Annotated in this window: 21 protein-coding genes and 1 tRNA gene; 9 read left to right on the top strand and 13 right to left on the bottom strand. The window is 66.0% G+C overall.

Annotated features, from left to right (window positions below; genetic code table 11):
* Nucleotides 1–34 precede the first annotated feature (34 nt).
* The 5 genes from QF038_RS06050 to QF038_RS06030 form a co-directional block, all read right to left on the bottom strand.
* Entirely contained in the window at nucleotides 35–1,255 is a 1,221-nt protein-coding gene (locus tag QF038_RS06050) for a pyridoxal phosphate-dependent aminotransferase (protein WP_307609338.1), read from the bottom strand.
* 176 nt (nucleotides 1,256–1,431) lie between these two features.
* Nucleotides 1,432–2,394: an ABC transporter substrate-binding protein gene (locus QF038_RS06045; RefSeq protein ID WP_307609337.1), complete on the bottom strand. Its 963-nt coding sequence runs from the start codon at nucleotides 2,392–2,394 to the stop codon at nucleotides 1,432–1,434.
* Nucleotides 2,391–3,137, bottom strand: coding sequence for an ABC transporter permease (locus tag QF038_RS06040; protein ID WP_307609336.1), 747 nt, complete (start codon nucleotides 3,135–3,137; stop codon nucleotides 2,391–2,393). The genes QF038_RS06045 and QF038_RS06040 overlap by 4 nt, the downstream gene beginning before the upstream one ends.
* The gene (locus tag QF038_RS06035) at nucleotides 3,134–3,856 is read right to left on the bottom strand and encodes an ABC transporter permease (protein ID WP_307609335.1); all 723 of its coding nucleotides are present in this window, start codon (nucleotides 3,854–3,856) and stop codon (nucleotides 3,134–3,136) included. Before QF038_RS06035 ends, QF038_RS06040 begins: the two co-directional genes overlap by 4 nt.
* A complete protein-coding gene (locus QF038_RS06030; RefSeq protein ID WP_307609334.1) occupies nucleotides 3,856–4,953 on the bottom strand; it encodes an ABC transporter ATP-binding protein in 1,098 nt (365 codons plus the stop codon). The genes QF038_RS06035 and QF038_RS06030 overlap by 1 nt, the downstream gene beginning before the upstream one ends.
* A gap of 247 nt (nucleotides 4,954–5,200) precedes the next feature.
* Between QF038_RS06030 and QF038_RS06025 the strand changes: the two genes are divergently transcribed.
* Nucleotides 5,201–6,214 carry a pirin family protein gene (locus QF038_RS06025; protein ID WP_307609333.1) on the top strand — a complete coding sequence of 338 codons (1,014 nt, stop codon included), beginning with the start codon at nucleotides 5,201–5,203 and terminating at the stop codon, nucleotides 6,212–6,214.
* A gap of 6 nt (nucleotides 6,215–6,220) precedes the next feature.
* Here the strand turns inward: QF038_RS06025 and QF038_RS06020 are convergent, their stop codons facing one another.
* Together QF038_RS06020 and QF038_RS06015 are read right to left on the bottom strand one after the other, a co-directional pair.
* Nucleotides 6,221–7,168, bottom strand: coding sequence for an N-acetylglucosamine kinase (locus QF038_RS06020; protein ID WP_373461524.1), 948 nt, complete (start codon nucleotides 7,166–7,168; stop codon nucleotides 6,221–6,223).
* Nucleotides 7,169–7,177: 9 nt separating this feature from the next.
* Nucleotides 7,178–8,185, bottom strand: coding sequence for a LysR family transcriptional regulator (locus tag QF038_RS06015; RefSeq protein WP_307609332.1), 1,008 nt, complete (start codon nucleotides 8,183–8,185; stop codon nucleotides 7,178–7,180).
* A gap of 110 nt (nucleotides 8,186–8,295) precedes the next feature.
* Here QF038_RS06015 and QF038_RS06010 point away from each other — a divergent pair, with 110 nt between their 5' ends.
* The gene (locus tag QF038_RS06010) at nucleotides 8,296–9,552 is read left to right on the top strand and encodes an MFS transporter (protein WP_307609331.1); all 1,257 of its coding nucleotides are present in this window, start codon (nucleotides 8,296–8,298) and stop codon (nucleotides 9,550–9,552) included.
* Nucleotides 9,553–9,604: 52 nt separating this feature from the next.
* On the top strand, nucleotides 9,605–10,108 hold the full coding sequence (locus tag QF038_RS06005) for an Lrp/AsnC family transcriptional regulator (protein WP_091415270.1): 504 nt from the start codon (nucleotides 9,605–9,607) through the stop codon (nucleotides 10,106–10,108).
* Between the two features lie 27 nt (nucleotides 10,109–10,135).
* Here QF038_RS06005 and QF038_RS06000 read toward each other — a convergent pair whose 3' ends face one another.
* Nucleotides 10,136–11,386 carry an MFS transporter gene (locus QF038_RS06000; protein ID WP_307609330.1) on the bottom strand — a complete coding sequence of 417 codons (1,251 nt, stop codon included), beginning with the start codon at nucleotides 11,384–11,386 and terminating at the stop codon, nucleotides 10,136–10,138.
* Nucleotides 11,387–11,535: 149 nt separating this feature from the next.
* Here QF038_RS06000 and QF038_RS05995 point away from each other — a divergent pair, with 149 nt between their 5' ends.
* Nucleotides 11,536–12,087: an Lrp/AsnC family transcriptional regulator gene (locus QF038_RS05995; RefSeq protein ID WP_307609329.1), complete on the top strand. Its 552-nt coding sequence runs from the start codon at nucleotides 11,536–11,538 to the stop codon at nucleotides 12,085–12,087.
* 10 nt (nucleotides 12,088–12,097) lie between these two features.
* Entirely contained in the window at nucleotides 12,098–13,093 is a 996-nt protein-coding gene (corA, locus tag QF038_RS05990) for a magnesium/cobalt transporter CorA (RefSeq protein ID WP_307609328.1), read from the top strand.
* A gap of 28 nt (nucleotides 13,094–13,121) precedes the next feature.
* Here the strand turns inward: corA and QF038_RS05985 are convergent, their stop codons facing one another.
* Nucleotides 13,122–13,940, bottom strand: a complete 819-nt coding sequence (locus tag QF038_RS05985) for a hypothetical protein (RefSeq protein WP_307609327.1) — start codon at nucleotides 13,938–13,940, stop codon at nucleotides 13,122–13,124.
* Between the two features lie 182 nt (nucleotides 13,941–14,122).
* Between QF038_RS05985 and QF038_RS05980 the strand changes: the two genes are divergently transcribed.
* Nucleotides 14,123–14,521: a nuclear transport factor 2 family protein gene (locus QF038_RS05980; RefSeq protein ID WP_307609326.1), complete on the top strand. Its 399-nt coding sequence runs from the start codon at nucleotides 14,123–14,125 to the stop codon at nucleotides 14,519–14,521.
* A gap of 38 nt (nucleotides 14,522–14,559) precedes the next feature.
* On the opposite strand, the gene QF038_RS05975 is transcribed toward QF038_RS05980, so the two are convergent.
* The 4 genes from QF038_RS05975 to galU all read right to left on the bottom strand — a co-directional run bounded on the left by QF038_RS05975 (nucleotide 14,560) and on the right by galU (nucleotide 17,281).
* Nucleotides 14,560–14,632, bottom strand: a tRNA-Ala gene (locus QF038_RS05975).
* Nucleotides 14,633–14,751: 119 nt separating this feature from the next.
* On the bottom strand, nucleotides 14,752–15,669 hold the full coding sequence (locus tag QF038_RS05970) for a hypothetical protein (protein WP_307609325.1): 918 nt from the start codon (nucleotides 15,667–15,669) through the stop codon (nucleotides 14,752–14,754).
* Between the two features lie 81 nt (nucleotides 15,670–15,750).
* The gene (locus QF038_RS05965; RefSeq protein WP_307609324.1) at nucleotides 15,751–16,371 is read right to left on the bottom strand and encodes a GNAT family N-acetyltransferase; all 621 of its coding nucleotides are present in this window, start codon (nucleotides 16,369–16,371) and stop codon (nucleotides 15,751–15,753) included.
* A gap of 4 nt (nucleotides 16,372–16,375) precedes the next feature.
* Nucleotides 16,376–17,281 carry a UTP--glucose-1-phosphate uridylyltransferase GalU gene (galU, locus tag QF038_RS05960; protein ID WP_307609323.1) on the bottom strand — a complete coding sequence of 302 codons (906 nt, stop codon included), beginning with the start codon at nucleotides 17,279–17,281 and terminating at the stop codon, nucleotides 16,376–16,378.
* A gap of 106 nt (nucleotides 17,282–17,387) precedes the next feature.
* Here galU and QF038_RS05955 point away from each other — a divergent pair, with 106 nt between their 5' ends.
* The 3 genes from QF038_RS05955 (at nucleotide 17,388) to cpaB (ending at nucleotide 19,233) form a co-directional block, all read left to right on the top strand.
* Nucleotides 17,388–18,008 (top strand): 5-formyltetrahydrofolate cyclo-ligase, encoded by a 621-nt coding sequence (locus tag QF038_RS05955; RefSeq protein ID WP_307609322.1) that lies wholly within the window; start codon nucleotides 17,388–17,390, stop codon nucleotides 18,006–18,008.
* Nucleotides 18,009–18,131: 123 nt separating this feature from the next.
* Nucleotides 18,132–18,407, top strand: a complete 276-nt coding sequence (locus QF038_RS05950) for an FmdB family zinc ribbon protein (protein ID WP_307609321.1) — start codon at nucleotides 18,132–18,134, stop codon at nucleotides 18,405–18,407.
* A 100-nt stretch (nucleotides 18,408–18,507) separates the two neighbouring features.
* Nucleotides 18,508–19,233, top strand: a complete 726-nt coding sequence (gene cpaB, locus QF038_RS05945; RefSeq protein ID WP_307609320.1) for a Flp pilus assembly protein CpaB — start codon at nucleotides 18,508–18,510, stop codon at nucleotides 19,231–19,233.
* The last annotated feature ends 34 nt before the right edge of the window (nucleotides 19,234–19,267 follow it).

Genomic DNA, 19,267 nt, shown 5'->3' with positions numbered 1-19,267 from the left:
GGTTCACGGGTCCGAAGCGCCCGTGAAGCACAGGCTAGTTCCCCTGGTACCTGCTTAGGAAGTCCCCCATCCGCCCCACGGCCTCTTCAATGTCCTTGACGTTGGGCAGCGTGACCATGCGGAAGTGGTCCGGACGCACCCAGTTGAAGGCCCGGCCGTGTGAGACCAGGATCTTCTGCTCCCGAAGGAGGTCCAGGACAAACTTCTCGTCGTCCCTGATGTGGTAGACCTCCGGGTCCAGCCGGGGGAAGAGGTAGAGGGCGCCCCTGGCCTGCTGGGTGCTGACACCCGGAATGGCGTTGAGCATGTCGTAGGCCTTATTACGCTGCTCCAGCAACCGTCCGCCAGGCAGGATCAGATCGTTGATGCTCTGGTAGCCGCCGAGCGCGGTCTGGATGGCATGCTGGGCGGGGACATTGGCACACAGGCGCATGTTTGCCAGCAGGCTGATGCCCTCCAGGTAGTCCGCCGCATCCTTTTTGGGACCGGAGATGGCCATCCAGCCGGCACGGTAGCCGCACACCCGGTAGGCCTTGGACAGGCCGCTGAAGGTGAGGCAAAGGACGTGGTCCCCGGTGAGACCGGCCAGGTTCACGTGCACGGCGTCCTCGTAGAGGATCTTTTCGTAGATCTCGTCGGCGAAGACGACCAGGCCGTGTTTCTCGGCCAAAGCCACGATCTTACGCAGCGTCTCTTCCGGATAAACGGCACCGGTGGGGTTGTTCGGGTTGATGACCACAATCCCCTTGGTGCGCGGGGTGATCTTGGCTTCCATGTCCTCAAGGTCAGGCTGCCAGCCGGATTCCTCGTCGCAGAGATAATGCACGGGCTTGCCGCTGGCGAGCGCCACTGATGCCGTCCACAGCGGGTAGTCCGGCGTGGGGATGAGGACTTCGTCGCCGTCATCGAGCAGGGCCATCAGGGACATGGTGATGAGTTCGCTCACCCCGTTGCCCAGGTAGATGTCATCGACGTGGATGTTCTGGATCCCGCGGGTCTGGTAGTACTGCGAGACGGCGGTGCGCGCGGAGAAAATGCCCCGGGAGTCGCTGTAACCCTGGGCGTGCGGGAGGTGGCGGATCATGTCCACGAGGATGGCGTCCGGTGCCTCGAAGCCGAAGGGTGCGGGATTGCCAATGTTCAGCTTCAGGATTCTGTGGCCCTCCGCCTCCATCTGCTGGGCCGCCTGGAGAATCGGTCCACGGATGTCGTAAAGGACGTTGTGAAGCTTCGTGGACTGCTTGAATTCTGCCATTCATCAAATATGCCACAGCAGGGATGTACTTCCAGTGAGACCTCAGCCACACACGCCGGAGAGCCGCACCCGGCGGCACCGCATTGGCAGCCAGCCCCAAAAGGAAGCACGACGGCGGCTGCCGGACCCGCGAAGTCCGTCAGCCGCCGTCGTACCGGCAAAGCACGCGATGATTCCTACTTGACGATGCCCTTGTCCTTGAGCCAGGCTTCAGCAGCTTCCTTGGCGCCCTGCTTCTGGCTGCCACTGACGGCCCGGTTGAGGTTGATCAGGTCATCGGTGGTGAGGATCCTGGACACCGAGTTGATCGCGTCCTTCGCCTTGTCCGTCATCTTGGCTTTGTTGTACAGCGGGACGACCTGCTGGGCGATGAAGTTGTTCTCCGGGTCCTCCAGGACCACAAGGTCGTTGTCGGCGATGGACGGCGTGGTGGTGTAGATGTCGGCCACCTGTACCTGGTCCTCCAACAGGGCCTTGAGCGTCACCGGACCGCCGCCGTCGCTGAAAGGCTCGAGCTTCTTGGGCTCGCAGTTGTAGTTCTTTTTCAGTCCGGGCAGGCCGTAGGCGCGCTCGGCGAACGTGGCAGGGGCGCCCACCACGATCTCGCTGCACACCTTCGCCAGGTCCTCGATGGACTTCAGCTGGTACTTCTCGGCGGTCGCCTTGGTGACCACCATCGCGTCCTTGTTTTCGGCCTTGGCTGCGTCAAGGACGGCCAGGCCGTCGGGCAGCTTGTCCGTCAGGGCCTTGGCGATCTCGTCCGCGGATACTTCGGTCGCTTCCTTGTCCACGTGCAGCAGCAGGTTGCCGGTGTAATCCGGAACCACGTCCACCGAACCGTCCTGGACAGCCTTGAAGTAGACCTCCCGGGACCCGATGTTCGGTTTCGTGGTGGCCTTGACACCGCCCGCGTTCAGTGCCCCGGCGTACAGTTCGGCAATGATCTGGCTTTCGGGGAAGTCGGCGGAACCAATCACCAGCGAGGTGGCGCCACCGGACGCAGTCCCACTGCTGGCCGGGGCCTTGCTGAGCGGATCGGACGATCCCCCGCAGGCGGAGAGCACCACGGCCAGGCCAACTCCGGCGGCCAGCCCGCCGAATGTGCGCCTGCCAAGGCCCTGTAGTCGGCTTTCTTTCATGATTTACCTCCTTGTGCCACAGCCTCCGCCAGGACGGGGTCTGTGCGATCGACCGCGGCCTCATGGCCGCGGTGGGACTTCTGTGAGGGCCCTGGTGTCAGGAACACTCTCTGGAACAGGGACAGGACAAGATCGACGGCGATGGCCAGGACGGCGATGAGCAGTGAGCCTCCCAGCATCCGCGGAAAGTCGCTGAGGACCAGTCCGTCGAACAGGTAGCGCCCCAGGCCGCCCAGGTTGATGTACGCCACCACGGAAACGGTGGCAATAACCTGCAGCACACCGGTCCGGAAGCCGCCGAACATCACCGTCAGCGCGTTGGGCAGTTCAGCCCGGAACAGGACCTGCAGTTCGGTCATCCCCATGGCACGGGCAGCGTCCACCACGTTGCGGTCCACGTTGGAAATCCCGGCGTAAGTGCCGGCCAGGAGCGGCGGTACGGTGAGGATCACCAGCGCCCAGACGGGCGGCATCAACCCGATTCCGGCCAGCAGCACAAACAGTGTCAACAGGCCGAGCGTGGGCAGGGCACGAAGGGCGCCGGCGATGGCGACGACGGCCACCCTGCCCCTGCCGGTATGGCCCACATACAGGCCCACCGGAAGGGCGATGGCCGAAGCGATCAGCATCACGAGTCCCGTGTACTGCAGGTGTTCGCCCAGCCGTGCAGGAATGCCGGCGCTGCCGGTCCAGTTCAGGGGGTCCGCCAGCCAGGCGAAGGTATCCGTGAAGACATTGCTCACGCGTTTCCCCCTCCGGTTTTCGGCTCGGCCAACAGCCAGGCTCCATCAGTGGCGTCAGGCGCCAGCGGCTGCCGGTGGCCCGGTTTCCCGGCCCTCTCCCACGGGGTGAGGATCCGTTCGAGCAGGACCAGGACGGCGTCCATGAGCAGCGCCAGGACCAGGATGGCGACGATTCCCACCACCACTTCGGTCACAAAATCCCGCTGCAGTCCGTCGGTAAAGAGCATGCCCAGGTTGCCCACGCCCAGCAGTGCCGCCACGCTGACCAGGGAGATGTTGCTGACAGACACCACCCGGAGCCCGGCGAACATCACTGGCAGTGACAGGGGCAGGTCCACCTGCAGGAACCGGGCGAGGGGTTTGTAGCCCATGGCAACGGCGGCCTGGCTGACGTCCTGATCCACGGAGTCGAAGGCGTCCAGGGCTGCGCGGACAAGAAGCGCCACGGCGTAAATGGTCAGGGCCACCACCACATTGAGGGGATCAAGGATCCGTGTGCCGAGGATGGTGGGCAGGATGATAAAAAGGGCCAGCGAAGGAATGGTGTAGAGCAGCGAGGAGGCTGTGAGCACCACCGAGCGGAGCACCTGGTGGCGGCGCGCCAGTTGCGCCAGCGGAATGGAAATCGCCAGTCCCAGGACCATGGGCACCAGGGCGAGCACCATATGCTGGCCGGCCCGTTCCAGGACCATGCCGCTGTTTGCCAGGAACCAGTCCATCAGAGGGCAGCCTGCCTGACCTGGCGCGCCTCTTCGATGAGGGCCAGGACTTCACCGCCCCTGACGACGCCGAGCACCCTGCCTTCGGGATCCACGGCAACGCCCAGGCCCGACGGCGAGGACAGGGCCGCATCCAGCGCGCGGCGCAGGCTCTCCCCCGGCTTGAAAAGGGACCCGCCGGGAATGATTCCCGTGCCGGAACCCGGCCCGGTCCACCCCAGCGGACGCCCGGCCTCATCGACCACCAGCTGCCAGCCGCGGCCCGGCCCGGATTCAAATGCGCCACCGGGTGAGCGGAGCACCGTAGGCACCTGGTGCACCGCCACGCCGTCGGACCCTGTGAATCCCAAGTGGCGGAAGCCCCGGTCGCGTCCCACGAAGGAGGCCACGAAATCGTTCGCCGGAGCCCGCAGGATCTCCTCCGCTGTGGCGTATTGCGCCAGCTTTCCACCGGTGGCAAAGACGGCCACCTTGTCGCCCAGGACGGTGGCCTCATCGATGTCGTGGGTGACAAAAACGATGGTTTTGGCCAGGTCCTTTTGCAGCCGAAGGAGTTCCTGCTGCAGTTCGTCCCGGACCACAGGGTCCACCGCGCTGAAGGGTTCATCCATCAGAAGGACCGGCGGATCAGCCGCCAGTGCGCGGGCCACGCCCACGCGCTGCTGCTGGCCGCCGGAGAGCTGCGAGGGGTAGCGCTTGCCCAGGGTGCTGGCCAGGCCAACGACGTCGAGCAGCTCTTCCGCCCGCTTGCGTGCCTCGGACCTGGAGACCCCGTTGAGCCTGGGCACCGTGGCGATGTTGTCCAGCACCGAGCGGTGCGGCAGGAGGCCGGAGGACTGCATGACGTATCCCATGGAGCGGCGCAGTTCGGGCGCCGGCACGGAGGTGACGTCCTTGCCGCCAACGGTGATAACACCTGACGTGGGCTCCACCATACGGTTGATCATGCGCAGCGAAGTGGTTTTCCCGCAGCCCGAGGGCCCCACAAACACGGTGATGGAACCCGGGCTGATGGACATGGTGAGCCGGTCCACGGCCGGCTGCCCGCCCTGGTACTGCTTGGTGACGCTCTTAAACTCGATCATGGCCTGGTCCATGGTGCGGACTTACCTGTTCTGTTGGACGGCTTCGAAAAAGCAACGCAAATTTGTCACGGCACGCTGTTAGTTACGGTAGCCCAAACCGGACTGGTCAACACCTGCATCGCGCCCCATTTCCGGCAAAGGAATCCCTACTGTAATCATTCGGGGCTGCTGCACCGGCGGATGGGCCTCCTCGCACGGCGCAGCTTCCGGCTGAGGGCCGGGCGTACCACAGGATGTCCGCCCGGCTTAGAGTGGGGAGGTGACCAATTTGGAAGTATCCCCCCAGCAGGAAGTCTGCCCGCCGGCGAGCCCGGAAGGAAGTTCCGGACCGTGTTTGCAGCTATGGCCGGAGCGTGAAGTGCCGCTCGGCGGCGTACGGGCCATGAATGTGCAGCGGACGCTTCCCCAGCGCGGCCTGCCCACCATCGGGGCGTGGTGTTTCCTGGACAGTTTCGGCCCCGACCGCACCGCCATGTCCGTGCTTCCGCACCCGCACATAGGGCTGCAGACCGTGACATGGCCGCTCGCCGGCACCATCCGGCACCGGGACAGCGTGGGCAGCGACGTGGTGGTCCGTCCGGGCGAGCTGAACATCATGACAGCCGGGCATGGGGTCTCGCATTCGGAATTCGCCGTGCTCCCGTCCGACGGCGTGCTGCCGGTGCAGCGCGGACTCCAGCTGTGGGTGGCCCTTCCTGATGGGCAGCGGCACCGGCAGCCGGCGTTTGAGCAGCACCGGGACCTTCCTGTCCTGGCCGGTGAGGGTTTTACCGCCACTGTGATGGTGGGGGAACTGGGCGGGGTGGTTTCTCCTGCCACCATGTATTCGCCCATTGTCGGAGCCGAGGTTTCCTGCACGGGCAGCGGCGTACTTCCGCTGAATGAGCATTTTGAGCACGGCATCCTGGTGCTCGACGGCGGCCTGGCGGTGGACGGACAGGACATCCCGCCGGGACCGCTGGGCTATCTGGGCATCGGACGCCGGGAGCTCAGGATTGAGGCGTCACCGGACACCCGTTTCCTCCTGATCGGCGGGGAGCCCTTACAGGAGGAGCTGCTGATGTGGTGGAACTTTGTGGGCCGCACACACGAGGAAGTGGAGCAGGCCCGGGATGAGTGGGAAGCCCAGGCCGCCATGTCCAACGGCAAAGCTGCGGCAGCCCGCTACGGGCTCGTCCCGGGACACGGCCCCGATGCCGGCGCCGAGGCAGGCCGGATCCCCGCTCCGCCGCTGCCCGCCGTTCGGCTCACTCCGCGCAAGCGCGCGGTGTAGAGTCCGTCAGGCCTTTTCCGCCAGCAGCTGCGGCACGCCGAACACCGGGTCCTGGTCCAGGACCCGGACATCGCTCACGCCGGCCTCGGCGAGGTGCCGCCGGAAGGCCTCCTGCAGGGGCACCACGTTCATCCCCAGTCCGCTGCCCAGGATCACCGGGCCCTGGAGGCCCAGCTGCTGCAACACCTGCAGCGCCAGGGCGGCCAGGTCCTTACCTGCCTGATCCAGCATGTCCTGGCTTGCGGAATGGCCGGCGGCCGCGGCTTCCACCACGGGCCGCGCCTGCTGCGCCCAGAACCGCCTGCCGGTGTCCGGGGAGTGGAACAGCGCAATCAGCTTGTTGGGGTGGTCCACACCGCAGGACTGCAGCAGGGCGGCCGTGAGCTGGTCCACCGGAAGGCCCTGGTTCATCCGCCGCAGGCTGTGCCGCACGGCCTCGCGTCCCAGCCAGTACCCGCTGCCTTCATCCCCCAGGAGGTAACCCCAGCCGCCTGCCCTGGCCTCGCCGCCGTCGGCGTTACGGCCCCACGCCGCCGAACCCGTCCCGGCGATCACGGCCACTCCGGTGCTGGCGTGGCCGGCGGCGAGCAGCAGGCGCGAATCATGCACCACGGTAACCTGTGCTCCGGGGACGTGGGGTTCAATGAGCGCTGCGAGGGCCGCGGCATCTTCCGCGGTGTCAATACCTCCGGACCCGGCATACACGTGGGACACATCGCCGCTGCCGATCCGCGCGAACAGGCTGGCAAGGTTGTGCGCCGCCTCATCACGGGTGACGTTCTGCACGTTCGAACTGCCAACGGACTCGTCCATGACTGGAACCCCATCCTCGAACCGGACACCCCGGGTCTTGGTCCCGCCGATGTCCAGGCCGATCACCACACCACGTGGCGCATTCAGTGGAGGAGCGGTCGGCTGGGAAGGCAGGGCGTTGGGGTTTTCGGTATTGGTCACGCCACAAGATTACTGGTCGTGGCCGCGTGGCCCGGCGCCAGGCAGCCGGGAGCGCCGTTTGACCAGACCGGCCAGGAGCCCGGGCCCGTCGGTGATGACCATTTCGCGGAACAACCGGGCTGCCAGCGGTTCCATGTCCCGGTTGCGCTGCCGCCAGCTCAAGCCCACGTCGCGGAAAGCCAGCGCGGAGTCGAGGGGCACTTCAACCCAACCCAGGTTGCCTGTCTCTGCGCTTATGTCCCTTCCGGGGGCATCCCCGCCGGGCGGCAGGATGCTGACGCCGAGCCCGGCCGAAACGAGGCCCCGGACGGTGTGGGTGTCCTGGCTTTCGAAGGCTATCCGCGGCCTGAATCCGGCTTCCCGGAACAAGGCATCAGTGAGCGAGCGCATTCCATAGCCGGGGCCGAGCGCCACGAACGGGTCGGAACGGATGTCGGTGACGGAGGCAATGGTGCGCCCGGCGAGCGCGTGGTTGTGATGGACCACCAGGCGCAGGGGCTCACGGTAGAGCAGGGCTGACAACAGGTTCCGGCCTTCGGCGGCCACGGGCGCGGTCAGTGCGAGGTCGGATTCACCGGCGGCGAGCTCGGCCAGGCAGGTATCCCGCGCTCCCTGGGTCAGCGTGAAGACAGCGCCGGGGTGGCGGCTTCGGAAGGTGCTGATGAGGAGCGGCAGGGTGGACTCGCCGAAGGTGTGCTGGAAGGACAGTGAGATCCGGCCGCGGACAACGTCAGATTCGTTGCGGACCAGGTCCAGGCCGGCCTGGAACTCCGCCAGCGCCCGCTCGATGTAGGGCAACAGGGAGCGGGCTGCGGGTGTGAGGCGGACTCCCCTGCCGTCTTTGACCAGCAGTTCCGTTCCGACGACGGCGCTGGCCCGTGACAGTGCCCTGCTCACCGTGGACTGGGGTACTCCGAGAAGTTCGGCGGTTTCCGTGACGTGCTGCGTCCGGCCCAGCTCCGCCAGCAACGGCAGGAGCGGAAGAAGCTGCACCAGTTGTGTGTGATCGGTGTCCATCTGGGCCTCCTGGCCGCTGCCCTCGCAGGTCTTATCGTTCCGAAATTGCTATGAGTCTTGCATAAAAGATGCATTGGAAGGGTCAGTCCGGCCAGGACTACGCTTGCCGGATGCAGCGCAGTGTCTCCCATCCCGGCTCCCAGGCTCCCGGTCCGGGCTGGAACGGGCATGCTAAGGGTTCCCGGGCGTATGGCCGGATCATCCTCGGCCTCGCCTTCGCCGGGGTGGCAACGTTCGCCCAGCTTTATTCCACCCAGGCTGTCCTGCCGATCCTTGCCTCGGACCTGAAAGTCACCGCTGCCGAGGCAGCACTGACCATTTCGCTGGCCACCGTCGGGCTGGCGGTCACGGTGATCCCCTGGTCCTTCCTGGCAGACCGGATTGGCAGGGTCAAGGCGATGGCCTGGGGCATCTCGATGGCCACCGTCCTGGGCCTGCTGGTTCCCCTGGCCACCAGCTTCCCGTTGCTCCTGGGCCTGCGGCTCCTCGAGGGCATGGCACTGGGCGGAATCCCGGCCATCGCCATTGCCTACCTCAACGAGGAGGTCACCAAGGCGCACGCCGCACTCGCCGCGGGAAGCTACGTTGCCGGCACCACGCTGGGCGGTCTCGCCGGACGGCTGGTGGCCGGCCCTGCCGGTGAGCTGTGGGGGTGGCGCGCCGCGGCCCTGGCCGTGTCCGTCCTCGCAACGCTCGCCGCGGTCGCTTTCCTGGTGCTTGTCCCTCGGGCACGGGGGTTTACCGCCGCCAAGGCTGCAGGGTTCCGCGGCGCGGCCCGCACCCTCGGCAGGCACGTTCGAAACATCCGCCTGCTCGCGCTCTACATCCAGGCCTTCCTGATGATGGGCGGGTTTGTGGCGGTGTACAACTATCTGGGGTTCCGTCTTTCCGGTGCGCCCTTTGGCCTGCCCGCCACCGTGGTCAGCCTCATGTTCCTGGCCTACCTCTCCGGGACCTTCACGTCCCGCTGGGCAGCAGGCCTGACCCTGCGGTTCGGGCGCCGCACCGTACTGCTCACCGGGCTTGCCCTTTCGACGGCGGGCCTCGCCTTGACCCTGGCCCCGTCACTGGTACTGATCCTCGCCGGGCTGGTGGTTTTCACCGGCGGCTTTTTTGCGGCCCACAGCATCGGTGCCGGCTGGACGGGCGCCATTGCCAGCACCGGCCGGGCCCAGGCGGCATCGCTGTACAACCTTGCGTACTACCTCGGGTCCAGCATCATCGGCTGGGCCGGAGGCCTGCTCTTCCAGTCCTGCGGCTGGAACGCCCTGGCAGCCGCAGTGATGGTCCTTGCCTGCCTCACAGCGGTGACTGTCGCCGTCGTCCATCCCAGGGAAGCAGTACCTCGCAAAGGCGCCGCCGCCTGAACGCCGCCGCCGGGCGTCTAGGATAAACGCAGGAACACTGTGAGGAGCCGTCGTGAGCACAAATGCCAGGAATGTCAGGCCGGGAGTGCACCTGGAGCCCCTGGATGCCATTGACGAACGCCTGCTGGCAGCCCTGGTGGCGGACGCAAGGATCTCCAACAAACAGCTGGCGGAACTGGTGGGCATAGCGCCTTCTACTGCACTGATGCGGACCCGGGCCCTTTCGGAGCGGGGCATCGTGCAGGGCTATGAGGCGAAGCTCAACCTCTCCTCCATCGGCAGATCAGTGCAGGCCCTGGTTGCCGTACGGCTCCGGGCACATGACCGCGACCAGATCGACCGCTTCACGGCCCGTGTCCCGCAGCTCCCGGCGGTGCTGTCCACGTTCCACACGTCAGGTTCGGTGGATTATCTGCTGCACATCGCCGTGGCCACCACCGAGGACCTGCGGGACTGGGTGCTGGACAACCTGGCCACCGACCCCGTGGTGGGGCACACGGAAACCACGCTGGTGTTCGAACATATCCAGGGCAACCACGGGCCGCTGCCGGAATAGTCGTGCAGCGCCGGCCCCGGCGCCGCGCTAGCTTCTCGACATACGGCTGCGCACAGCCTGGCGCAGCGTGAGGGCTGCCATGATGAAGGCTGCCGCGGCGCATACCAGCACGAAGCCCGCAACGGACTGTTCCAGGCCGAAGACGCCCGAGGCCCAGCCGAGCCCCAGCACCGGGACGGCGCTGCCCAGGTAGGTGATGACGTACAGCGAGCTGATGGTCTGGGCCTGCCGGGCCGGCTCCAGACGGCCGGCCACATCGTTGAAAACGGTGCGGAAAGCGAGTCCTTGTCCCACGCCGGCGGCAAGGCTTGCCGCCACCAGCAGTGCCGCATTGTTCCAGGCCCCTGCCGCGCCGAGCAGCAGGACAGAAGCGCCCAGGACCGCCAGCCCGCCTGGCACTACAAAGCGGCCCCGAACGCTCACCAGCTGCGTCAGCGCCGATGCGGCCAGCGTCAGGCAGGCCAGGACACCGATCACCGGGCGGCTATCGATCGCCAGGATCCGGGCGAAGTAGCCCGGAGCCAGCGAGAGGCAGAACCCGAAGACAGCGAAGCTGAGGAAGCCGACGCCGGAGGCGAGCCAGAAGGCGTCCCGCGCCTCCCGCGTGACGCACGGACGCCGCGGTGCGAGCAGCTGCAGCGGCCTCGGTCCTGCCGAAGGCGCGATGGCGGGGCGGGCCCGAAGCAGGTACAGCGGGACCAGGAGCACGGCGAGGACAGCGGAATGAATGTAATAGGGGGTCGAGGTGGCCCCGGGAAGAAGGGACAGCAGCCCGCCGATGACCGGGCCCGCGGCCACTCCCCCGGCTGACGCCAGCAGGGTGAAGCGGGATGCCCACTCCGGCCGGGCGGGAAGCAGCTCACGCAGGGCTGCGGCGCTGGCGCCGGTCGCCAGGGCCACCGCGGTGCCCTGGAGCGCCCGCGCAGCGCACAGCGCAGCGAGGGTGTGTGCTCCGGCGAACAGCCAGCCGCCGGCAAGGCCGGCAAGAACAGCCAGGATGAGGGCGGCCCTGCGGCCGATATGGTCCGACCAGTGACCGGCCAGCATAAGCACGGCCACCAGCGCCAGGACGTAGCTTGTGAATGCTGCCGAAACATCGAGCGGGGAAAGCCCCAGCTGCACCTGCAGCACCGGATACAGCGGCGTGGCCAGGTTGGCACCCACCAGGAGCGTAAAGATGACGGCGCCGGCCAGCACCAGGCGCGCCGTGGTGGACGCGTCCCAGCCTGCGGTGGTGGCCGGTGCCGGACGCATCCGGAGCTCGCTGAAGACCGTCATGGTGCCGCCTTTGCTGCTGCCGCGGCAGGTGGTCCTTGTGGGAGCCCGGCGCGGATGGATAGTGGTAGCTCCAGAGTGGGGCAGGATTGCCCTATTGGGCGGAGATGACTGCCAGAATTGAGCAGGATCGTCAAAATAACTGCGCTGGTATGACGGAGAGTGATCATTTGAACAACCTGGACTCCACCGACCTGAAAATCCTCCTGGAGCTCATCAGGGATCCCAGGATCCAGATCGCGGAACTGAGCGATTCCCTTGGTGTTGCCCGGAACACGGCCCAGTCGCGCGTCCGGCGGCTGCTCAGGGCGGGGGTGCTGCGGTCCGGCGGCCGGGAAGTGGACCTCGAGGCTGTGGGGTACGACGTGGTTGCCTTTGTGACCATCGAAGTGTCCCACCGTGAGCTGGACGGGGTGGTGGGTGCCCTGCGGATGATTCCACAGGTCCTTGAAGTGCATGAAATTTCGGGGCGGGGCGACGTGTGGTGCCGTGTGGTGGCCACCGATACCCATAACCTTCAAGCAGCACTGCGGCAGGTGCTCAGGATCAAAGGCGTCATCCGGACCGAAACGGTCCTGGCGTTGCACACGCATATCCCGTACCGGACTGAACCATTGATCAGCGGACTGGCCAAGGCGTCCACGGCCGGCCAACACGGCCAGGCCAAGTCGTCGCGGACGGGCGGTGAAGGGGCGGACGGCTAGGATTTTGACAATGACGATCATTGACAACGCCGTGTACGTCAACGGCGTCCGCCACGCTGAGCCTGAGAGCCTGGAACAGACCTTCGAGACGCTGGCGGAGCATGGCGGCATGGCCTGGATTGGCCTGTACCGGCCCACAGCTGAGGAAATGGCGGCGGTGGCCGCGGAGTTCGGGTTGCACGCGCTTGCCGTTGAGGATGCCATCTCCGCGCACCAGCGTCCCAAGCTTGAGCGGTACGAGGACAATCTGTTCACGGTGCTTCGGCCCGCCCGGTACCTGGACGCCACCGAAACGGTGGAGTTCGGCGAGTTGCATATCTTCACGGGCAAGAATTTCGTGGTCACAGTCCGGCACGCGGAGACCGGGGGTGTGGCGCGGGTGCGGCAGCGGTTGGAAGGCCGGCCGGACTTGCTGCGGCATGGCCCCGAGGCCGTACTGTATGCCCTGCTGGACCGGGTGGTGGATGACTACGGCCCGGTGGTGGCCGGGCTTGAGAACGACATTGACGAAATCGAGGATCAGCTTTTCAGCGGGGACACTGCGGTGTCGCGGCGCATCTATGAACTCGCGCGGGAGGTTATCCAGTTCCAGCGCGCCATCCACCCACTGCCGGACATGATGCACCAGCTCAAACGCGGCTTCGAAAAATACGATGTTGAGAGCGACCTGCGGCACAGCCTTCGCGACGTGGAGGACCATGTGGAGCGGGTCATCTCCCGGGCAGACTCCTTCCGGGACCTGCTGCAGAACGCCCTGACCCTGGACGGCACGCTCACGGCCAACCGGCAGAACGAGGCAAGCGCCGAACAGAACGAACAGGTCAAGAAGATCTCATCCTGGGCCGCCATCTTCTTCGCGCCGTCATTCGTTGCCGGTGTCTACGGCATGAACTTCGACCACATGCCCGAACTGCACTGGACGCTGGGCTATCCGATGGCCATCGTTCTAATGGCGGCAACGGCAGCCGTCATGTACGCCATCTTCAAGAGGAAGGGCTGGCTCTAGGGACCGCCTGCCCGCCCGCCGCGCTCCTTTATGGCCTGAACCTGAAGGATCCGACCACTGACGCTGCCCCGGCTTCCCCAAGATAGTCGGTGAGGCTGTGCTGCTCGCTCACGGCGGTCACCTCCACCGCGACGTTTCCTCCCCTCCAGTCGAGCAGGAAGAGGCGCATTTCGATCGGGGCACCGACCACGTGATGCAGGTATGAAACACCGCCGCCGATGATCACCGGGACCGCATGGATGACTCCACCGATAGGGCATGCGCTTCTCCACTCGTCACTCACCCGGAAGTCGAGTGCGATCCCGGACAAGCCACCCACCGACGCCGGAGCCTCCCGCATGATTTCGAGGCCCGGTACCGTCCGGTACCACTCGGTAAGTTCCTTGGAGCTGGTGCCGATCCCTGGCTCTGGATATTCCCTGCAGAGCTCGGGTGCCCGGACATTCTGGTAGGCACCTACGTAGCTGCCACCCCATACGCCACCCTGGAGATCGTCCAGCCGGCTCAACAGCACATTTCCTGGCAGGTCCTCTCCGTTGGCCCAGCCTGCCGGGACGGTATAGGTCAATGGCGGTTCGAAGGCGGTGGTTGAGTAAGTGCCCGGATCGAGGGGGCCCAGGCAGTCACCTCTGTCCCTTTCCGGACAGGTCAGCGACGTCGGTTCAGGTTGGCTGGACGTTGCGGTAATGGATGGCGCCGCGTCAGGATCCTCGTAAGTGCAACCGGAGAGGACTCCTGCCAGAAGGCCCACCACGAGTAATGCCACAGGTCGCGGGCGGCGAAGGCGGGACGGCCGGTCCGAAACTGCTCTTCGCCGCTCCCGGGCACTGAATTTCCTGACGACCATGATGGCCTCTTGTCGAACTAAAGAAGGAGCCGCGCTGGACCATCAAGATGCGCCCGGCACAGGCCTCAAGGAAGGGTCGCCAGCCGGGAGACGCCTCATTTATCCAGGGAAGCCTGGGCAGGCCACTAACCGGAGCCCCTGGGCCCCTCGCGACAGCCGCGGCGCCGGGAGCATACTAAGGCATGAGCGATCGCAGTGATTTCCTGGACTGGGTGAGGACCTCCCTGTACCAGGCGGAGCTGGCTATTCACAACGGCGACGCGGGCCCACGGCGGGGCCTCTGGTCCCGCAATGAACCCGTGAGTGTCCTGGGCGCCTGGCGCAACGCAACAGGCCAGCAGGAACTGGATGAATTGTTCGCAAGCCTTGCCAAGCAGTTCTCGAACTGCACTTCCTACCGTTTCGAGCTGGTCTCATACGACGTCGCGGGCGACATGGCGTACACGGCGGGCCTGGAACACACCTCCGCCTCAGTGGATGGCGAGCCGCGCAGCTATGTCCTGCGGGCTACCCAGGTTTACCGCCGGGAAGACGATGGCTGGAAGGTCGCCCATCGTCACGGAGACACAGTGGCCGGCTGACGGCGCAGGCCAACAAAGATTGACCGTGGGAGATTATGTGGAGCTAAGGGGATTCGAACCCCTGACCTCTTCGATGCGAACGAAGCGCTCTACCAACTGAGCTATAACCCCGGGACGAGCCGCCTTGCAGCTGCTGTGCGGCACCGGTGACCCTAGGCTACAAATTTTCCGCCGCCAATGCCAACTGGCATGCAAAAGGCGGCCGGATGCCCGGCCGCCTTTCCAAAGAGTCAGGCGCGGCGGCGCTGCAGGACGTCGTCGAGATTGCTGAGGGCGCTCTGTGCCTTGGTGAGCTGCTGGGCCTCGGGGGCCGGTGTAGCGGGGACGCCGGCCGCACCCTGCTTGAGGGACGGCTTGCCGGTGGCCTTGGGCGCCTCAGGCAGCTCAAGGGGTTCCGGAGCCGGGCGTTCGGCCTTGGCCGCCTCGACATAAACCGGCTTGGGCACCTCCACCGGGTCCCAGGTGGTGCTCGGTGCCGCCTGCACGGCACTCGTGTCACCAGCTGCCACGGCGACGGCGAGTGCTGCCTCGCGAAGTTCCATGGCAGTCAGCGGCTTGATCACCGGCCGGTCGGCCTCGGCGTCAAAAAGGGGGCTTTCACTGCGCACCGGCGCGGCTTCGGGCTTCGGCGGGACCTGGACGGCCGCGGGCCTCACGGCCGGTGCCGCCATGGCGGAGCGAAAGGCAGCGTTGACCTTGGCCTTCCGGTCACGGACCGCGAGCCTGCGGAGCAGGACCACGGACGCCACGGCCAGGGCGGCGCAGCTCAAGGGAAGCACGGGACTTCCCAGCCCGAATGCCAGCAGGACGGCGGAGACGAAGGCGGTCAGCAGGGAAAGCAGCCCTGCCAGGGCAATTGCCGTGCGGCCGTACCGGATCTTGAAATGGCCTGTTGTGGCGGTGCTGCCTGCTGCCGTTGCGGATCCGGTGCTCTTCCTGGTGTCCATGGCTTTCTCCTGCTGGGCGGCAACCTTCAAAACCAGACCCGCTCGCGGGTCCGGCACGTCCTCGGCAGGAGTGTCTGCCAGGAAGTCGCCGGCGGGCTGGAACTGGTGCCGGCGGTTCCGGAGGACGTAGGGGGCAACCCATACAATCCAGAGCACAACGGCAACCACAAGGATCACGGAGCTGCTAAGGGGGAAGTCCACACTCAAAACCGTATGAGCAATACGGGGGCTGCAGCCGCATTGGCCACGGTGTGTCGTGGCGCGGCTGGCAAATCATTGGATTTATGAAGCCCGGGAACCCAGCCACCGGTTCAGCAGCCCTTCCGGGACCTCTTCTGAGGTCAGGGCAAATGACCGGTGGTCGGCCCACTCGCCGTTGATGTGCAGATAGCGGGGCCGGTATCCCTCATCCCGGAATCCGAGCTTCTCCACCACCCGAAGGCTGGGCCCGTTCTCCGGGCGGATGTTGATCTCCATCCGGTGCAGGCCCAGGTTCCTGAAGCAGTGGTCTGTCACCAGCGCCACGGCGGTGGGCGCTATCCCGCGCCCCGCCCGGGCCCGGTCCACCCAGTAACCGAGCGTGGCCATCATGGCTGAACCCCAGACGATCGAAGAGACAGTTAACTGGCCCACGATCACGGGATTCCGGACTGCCGGGACGCGTTCGGTAATCACAAAGGGAAGCGCGGTGGCCTGGGCGGCCTGGGCGTTGAGGGAACGCACCATCTGCCGGTAGTCCGGCAGCCCTCCGGCCGGATCCGGGTTCGAGGCCTCCCACGGCGCCAGCCATTCGCTGTTGCGGGCACGGACTTCTGTCCACTCTTTTTTGTCCCGGTACCTGATGGGCCTCAGGACCAGGTCGCCGCACTCCAGGGTGACGGGCCAGATGGGGCCGGCGCGCATTGTGCTACTTGGAGAGTCCGGCGGTGAAGCCCGGCAGCCATTCCCGCAGGCCGGGGCCAAGGTCGTCGCTGTCAATGGCCAGTTGGACACAGGCCTTCAGGTAGCTCAGTTTGTCACCGGTGTCGTAGCGGCGTCCCCGGAACACCACACCGTAGACGCCCTGCCCGTCGCCCTCTCCGGACGCGAGTTCCTGCAGGGCATCGGTGAGCTGGATTTCGCCGCCGCGGCCAGGACCGGTACGTTCCAGCACGTCAAAAACGGCAGGGTGGAGCACGTAGCGGCCAATGATGGCCAGGTTGGACGGCGCTTCCCCGGCGGCAGGCTTTTCCACCAGCCTGTTGATGCGGACATAGCCCTCGCCATCGATCTCCTCGATGTCGGCGCAGCCATAGGCGCTGATCTGTGAGGGTTCCACCTCAATGAGGGCCACGACGGAGCCGCCCGTTTTGGCCTGCACGTCGATCATGGTGCTGAGCAGTTCGTCGCGGGCATCGATGAGGTCATCGCCCAGGAGGACAGCGAAGGCTTCATTGCCCACATGCTGCCTGGCGCGGAGGACAGCATGTCCCAGGCCATGGGGGTCGCCCTGGCGGACATAGTGGATATCGCCGAGGTTGCTGGCGGCCTGTACGGAGGCCAGTTTTTCGGCGTCGCCTTTGCCCTCGAGCGTGGACTCCAGCGATGGAACGCGGTCGAAGTGGTCTTCCAGGGCACGCTTGTTCCGTCCGGTAATCATCAGGACGTCGTTGAGGCCCACGTGCACGGCTTCTTCAACCACATACTGGATGGCCGGCTTGTCCACGACGGGAAGCATTTCCTTGGGCATGGCCTTGGTGGCAGGCAGGAACCTTGTGCCGAGTCCGGCTGCGGGTATGACGGCTTTGCGAACTCTGGGGTTACTGGTAGTCACCCGACTAATCTAACGTCAGCGTCAAGCAATCAATAATTGTTGAAGGGCCGCCGGGTGCGCGGCCGCGGCGAAATCCGCCCTAGCGGCGAGTGATGGAGGAATGCACATGTTGGAGGACGCCAGGGCCGTCAAGAACAGAATCCGCACGGCACACCGCCAGCGGCGGGCCACGCTGACCCCGCAGCAGCTTGAGGCGGCAGGTGCTGCCCTGGCACGCCATGGCGCAGCCTGGGCCGATGCCCTGACCGGTGGAGCCCCGGCCACGCTCTGCGTGTACTTTGGGGTTGGCGTGGAGCCCCCAACGCTTCCGCTGATCAACGCGCTGTACAACAACGGCCACAGCGTCCTGCTCCCGGTCTGCGAGCCGGGACGGGAACTGGCCTGGGTCTTCTGGGACCCTGCCGCGGGTTTCGAGCAGAGCCGGTTCGCTCCCATCCTTGAGCCCAGGGGTGAGCGGCACGGGCCGGACGTGGCGGGAACGGCTGCCGCGCTCTTTATCCCGGCGACGGCCGTGGACGCAGCGGGCAACAGGATCGGACAAGGCGGCGGCTACTACGACAAGTTCCTGGGCCATTTGGCCACCGCCGGGAAGAATATCCCGTTGGCGGCCGTTGTGTACGACGAGGAACTGCTTCCCGCGGGGCAGATTCCGGAGGAGGAGTTCGACCGTCCGGTCCCGGCCATCCTGTCGCCATCAGGAATCCGGGTGCTCAACGGTCACGGCTGAATCCAACTCCCCTGGTTCTGCGGGGATGATAGAATTGGCACTCAGGCCCTGCGACTGCTAACGGACGGACCATCCGGCCGGGCAGCACGGGACCTCTCGTTTTGCCCAAGAGGAGGAGCACCAGTGCCAACGTATGCGTACGCCTGCAAGGATTGCGGCCATGCCTTCGACATCGTCCAGTCGTTTTCGGACAGCACTCTGACCTCGTGCCCCGAGTGCCAGGGGACGCTGCGCAAAAAGTTCAACAGCGTAGGTGTCGTTTTCAAGGGATCCGGTTTTTACCGCACAGACTCCCGCGACTCCAAGGGCAGCACGGTCTCTGCCGCCGCTCCGGCCTCTTCAGCGCCGGCTCCGGCTGCGGCACCCGCCGCTTCCGCTCCGGCTGCAGCGGCCAGTTAAGGCCATCTGAACAGCACCGTTCGACGCCGGCCGGCCGGTTTGTCCACATAAGGCGCCTTGCGCCTGTCACGGGCAGTCCGGCCGGCTTTAGCGTTGGCGCATGCCTGCAAAACTTTTCTGTCCCGACGCGAGCGGTTCCCGCTATCCACGTGGCACCCGCAATCCCCGCGGCTCCGGCCGGCGGCCGTCGACTCTCCGTCTTGGCGGCTGGCTGAGCCGGAACCGCCGGCTGGCCATCGCCCTGCTGTTGTGCGCAGCTGCCGCGATCAGCGTCCATCAACTAACCCCCGCACCCGTTCACACCGTCACAGGACTTGCTGCCGCGAGGGACCTCCCCGCCGGCTCGGCGCTGGCGCCGGCCGACCTGGCGCACGTACGGGTCCCGCCGGACATGATGGCTGCGGGTTTCCTGGACCAGGAAAATGAACTGGCCGGCAAGCAGTTGGCAGCTCCGCTCCGCAAGGGCCAGCTGCTGACAGACGCCCAGCTGCTGGGGCCGGGGCTGCTGGCCGGAACACCTCCGGGTTCAGCCGCCGTGCCCCTTCGAATGGCGGACCCGTCCTCCATCCAGCTCGTCTCTCCCGGGCAGCTGGTCAATGTGGTCCTGACGGCTGCCAACGGCTTTGACCAGCAGGCGGCGTCAGAAGTCCTGGCAACGGCTGTTCCCGTTCTCTGGACGTCCGGCAAGGGCGGCCAGAGCGGGCAGTGGCTGGGCACGGCCGAAACGGACGGCCTGATTGTTGTTGCGGCAAGTGCCGAGCAGGCGGCGCGGCTGGCCGGCGCCTCAACACAGGGCAAACTCTTCTTTGTCCTGGTGGGACCGTAACGAAAGAAGCGCCGGCCAGGGATGTTTCAACCGG

The organism is Pseudarthrobacter sp. W1I19 (assembly GCF_030817835.1).
Classification (GTDB): Bacteria; Actinomycetota; Actinomycetes; order Actinomycetales; family Micrococcaceae; genus Arthrobacter.
The sequence above is the reverse complement of the archived record's forward strand: the minus strand, read 5'-3'. Positions and strand labels throughout refer to the sequence as shown.

Bases quoted from the DNA above. Each gene is read 5' to 3' on its own strand.
- QF038_RS06050 (WP_307609338.1), bottom strand. From the start codon at position 1,255: ATGGCAGAATTCAAGCAGTCCACGAAGCTTCACAACGTCCTTTACGAC.
- QF038_RS06045 (WP_307609337.1), bottom strand. From the start codon at position 2,394: ATGAAAGAAAGCCGACTACAGGGCCTTGGCAGGCGCACATTCGGCGGG.
- QF038_RS06035 (WP_307609335.1), bottom strand. From the start codon at position 3,856: ATGGACTGGTTCCTGGCAAACAGCGGCATGGTCCTGGAACGGGCCGGC.
- QF038_RS06030 (WP_307609334.1), bottom strand. From the start codon at position 4,953: ATGGACCAGGCCATGATCGAGTTTAAGAGCGTCACCAAGCAGTACCAG.
- QF038_RS06015 (WP_307609332.1), bottom strand. From the start codon at position 8,185: ATGGACACCGATCACACACAACTGGTGCAGCTTCTTCCGCTCCTGCCG.
- QF038_RS06010 (WP_307609331.1), top strand. From the start codon at position 8,296: ATGCAGCGCAGTGTCTCCCATCCCGGCTCCCAGGCTCCCGGTCCGGGC.
- QF038_RS06000 (WP_307609330.1), bottom strand. From the start codon at position 11,386: ATGACGGTCTTCAGCGAGCTCCGGATGCGTCCGGCACCGGCCACCACC.
- QF038_RS05995 (WP_307609329.1), top strand. From the start codon at position 11,536: ATGACGGAGAGTGATCATTTGAACAACCTGGACTCCACCGACCTGAAA.
- corA (WP_307609328.1), top strand. From the start codon at position 12,098: ATGACGATCATTGACAACGCCGTGTACGTCAACGGCGTCCGCCACGCT.
- QF038_RS05985 (WP_307609327.1), bottom strand. From the start codon at position 13,940: ATGGTCGTCAGGAAATTCAGTGCCCGGGAGCGGCGAAGAGCAGTTTCG.
- QF038_RS05980 (WP_307609326.1), top strand. From the start codon at position 14,123: ATGAGCGATCGCAGTGATTTCCTGGACTGGGTGAGGACCTCCCTGTAC.
- QF038_RS05965 (WP_307609324.1), bottom strand. From the start codon at position 16,371: ATGCGCGCCGGCCCCATCTGGCCCGTCACCCTGGAGTGCGGCGACCTG.
- QF038_RS05955 (WP_307609322.1), top strand. From the start codon at position 17,388: ATGTTGGAGGACGCCAGGGCCGTCAAGAACAGAATCCGCACGGCACAC.
- cpaB (WP_307609320.1), top strand. From the start codon at position 18,508: ATGCCTGCAAAACTTTTCTGTCCCGACGCGAGCGGTTCCCGCTATCCA.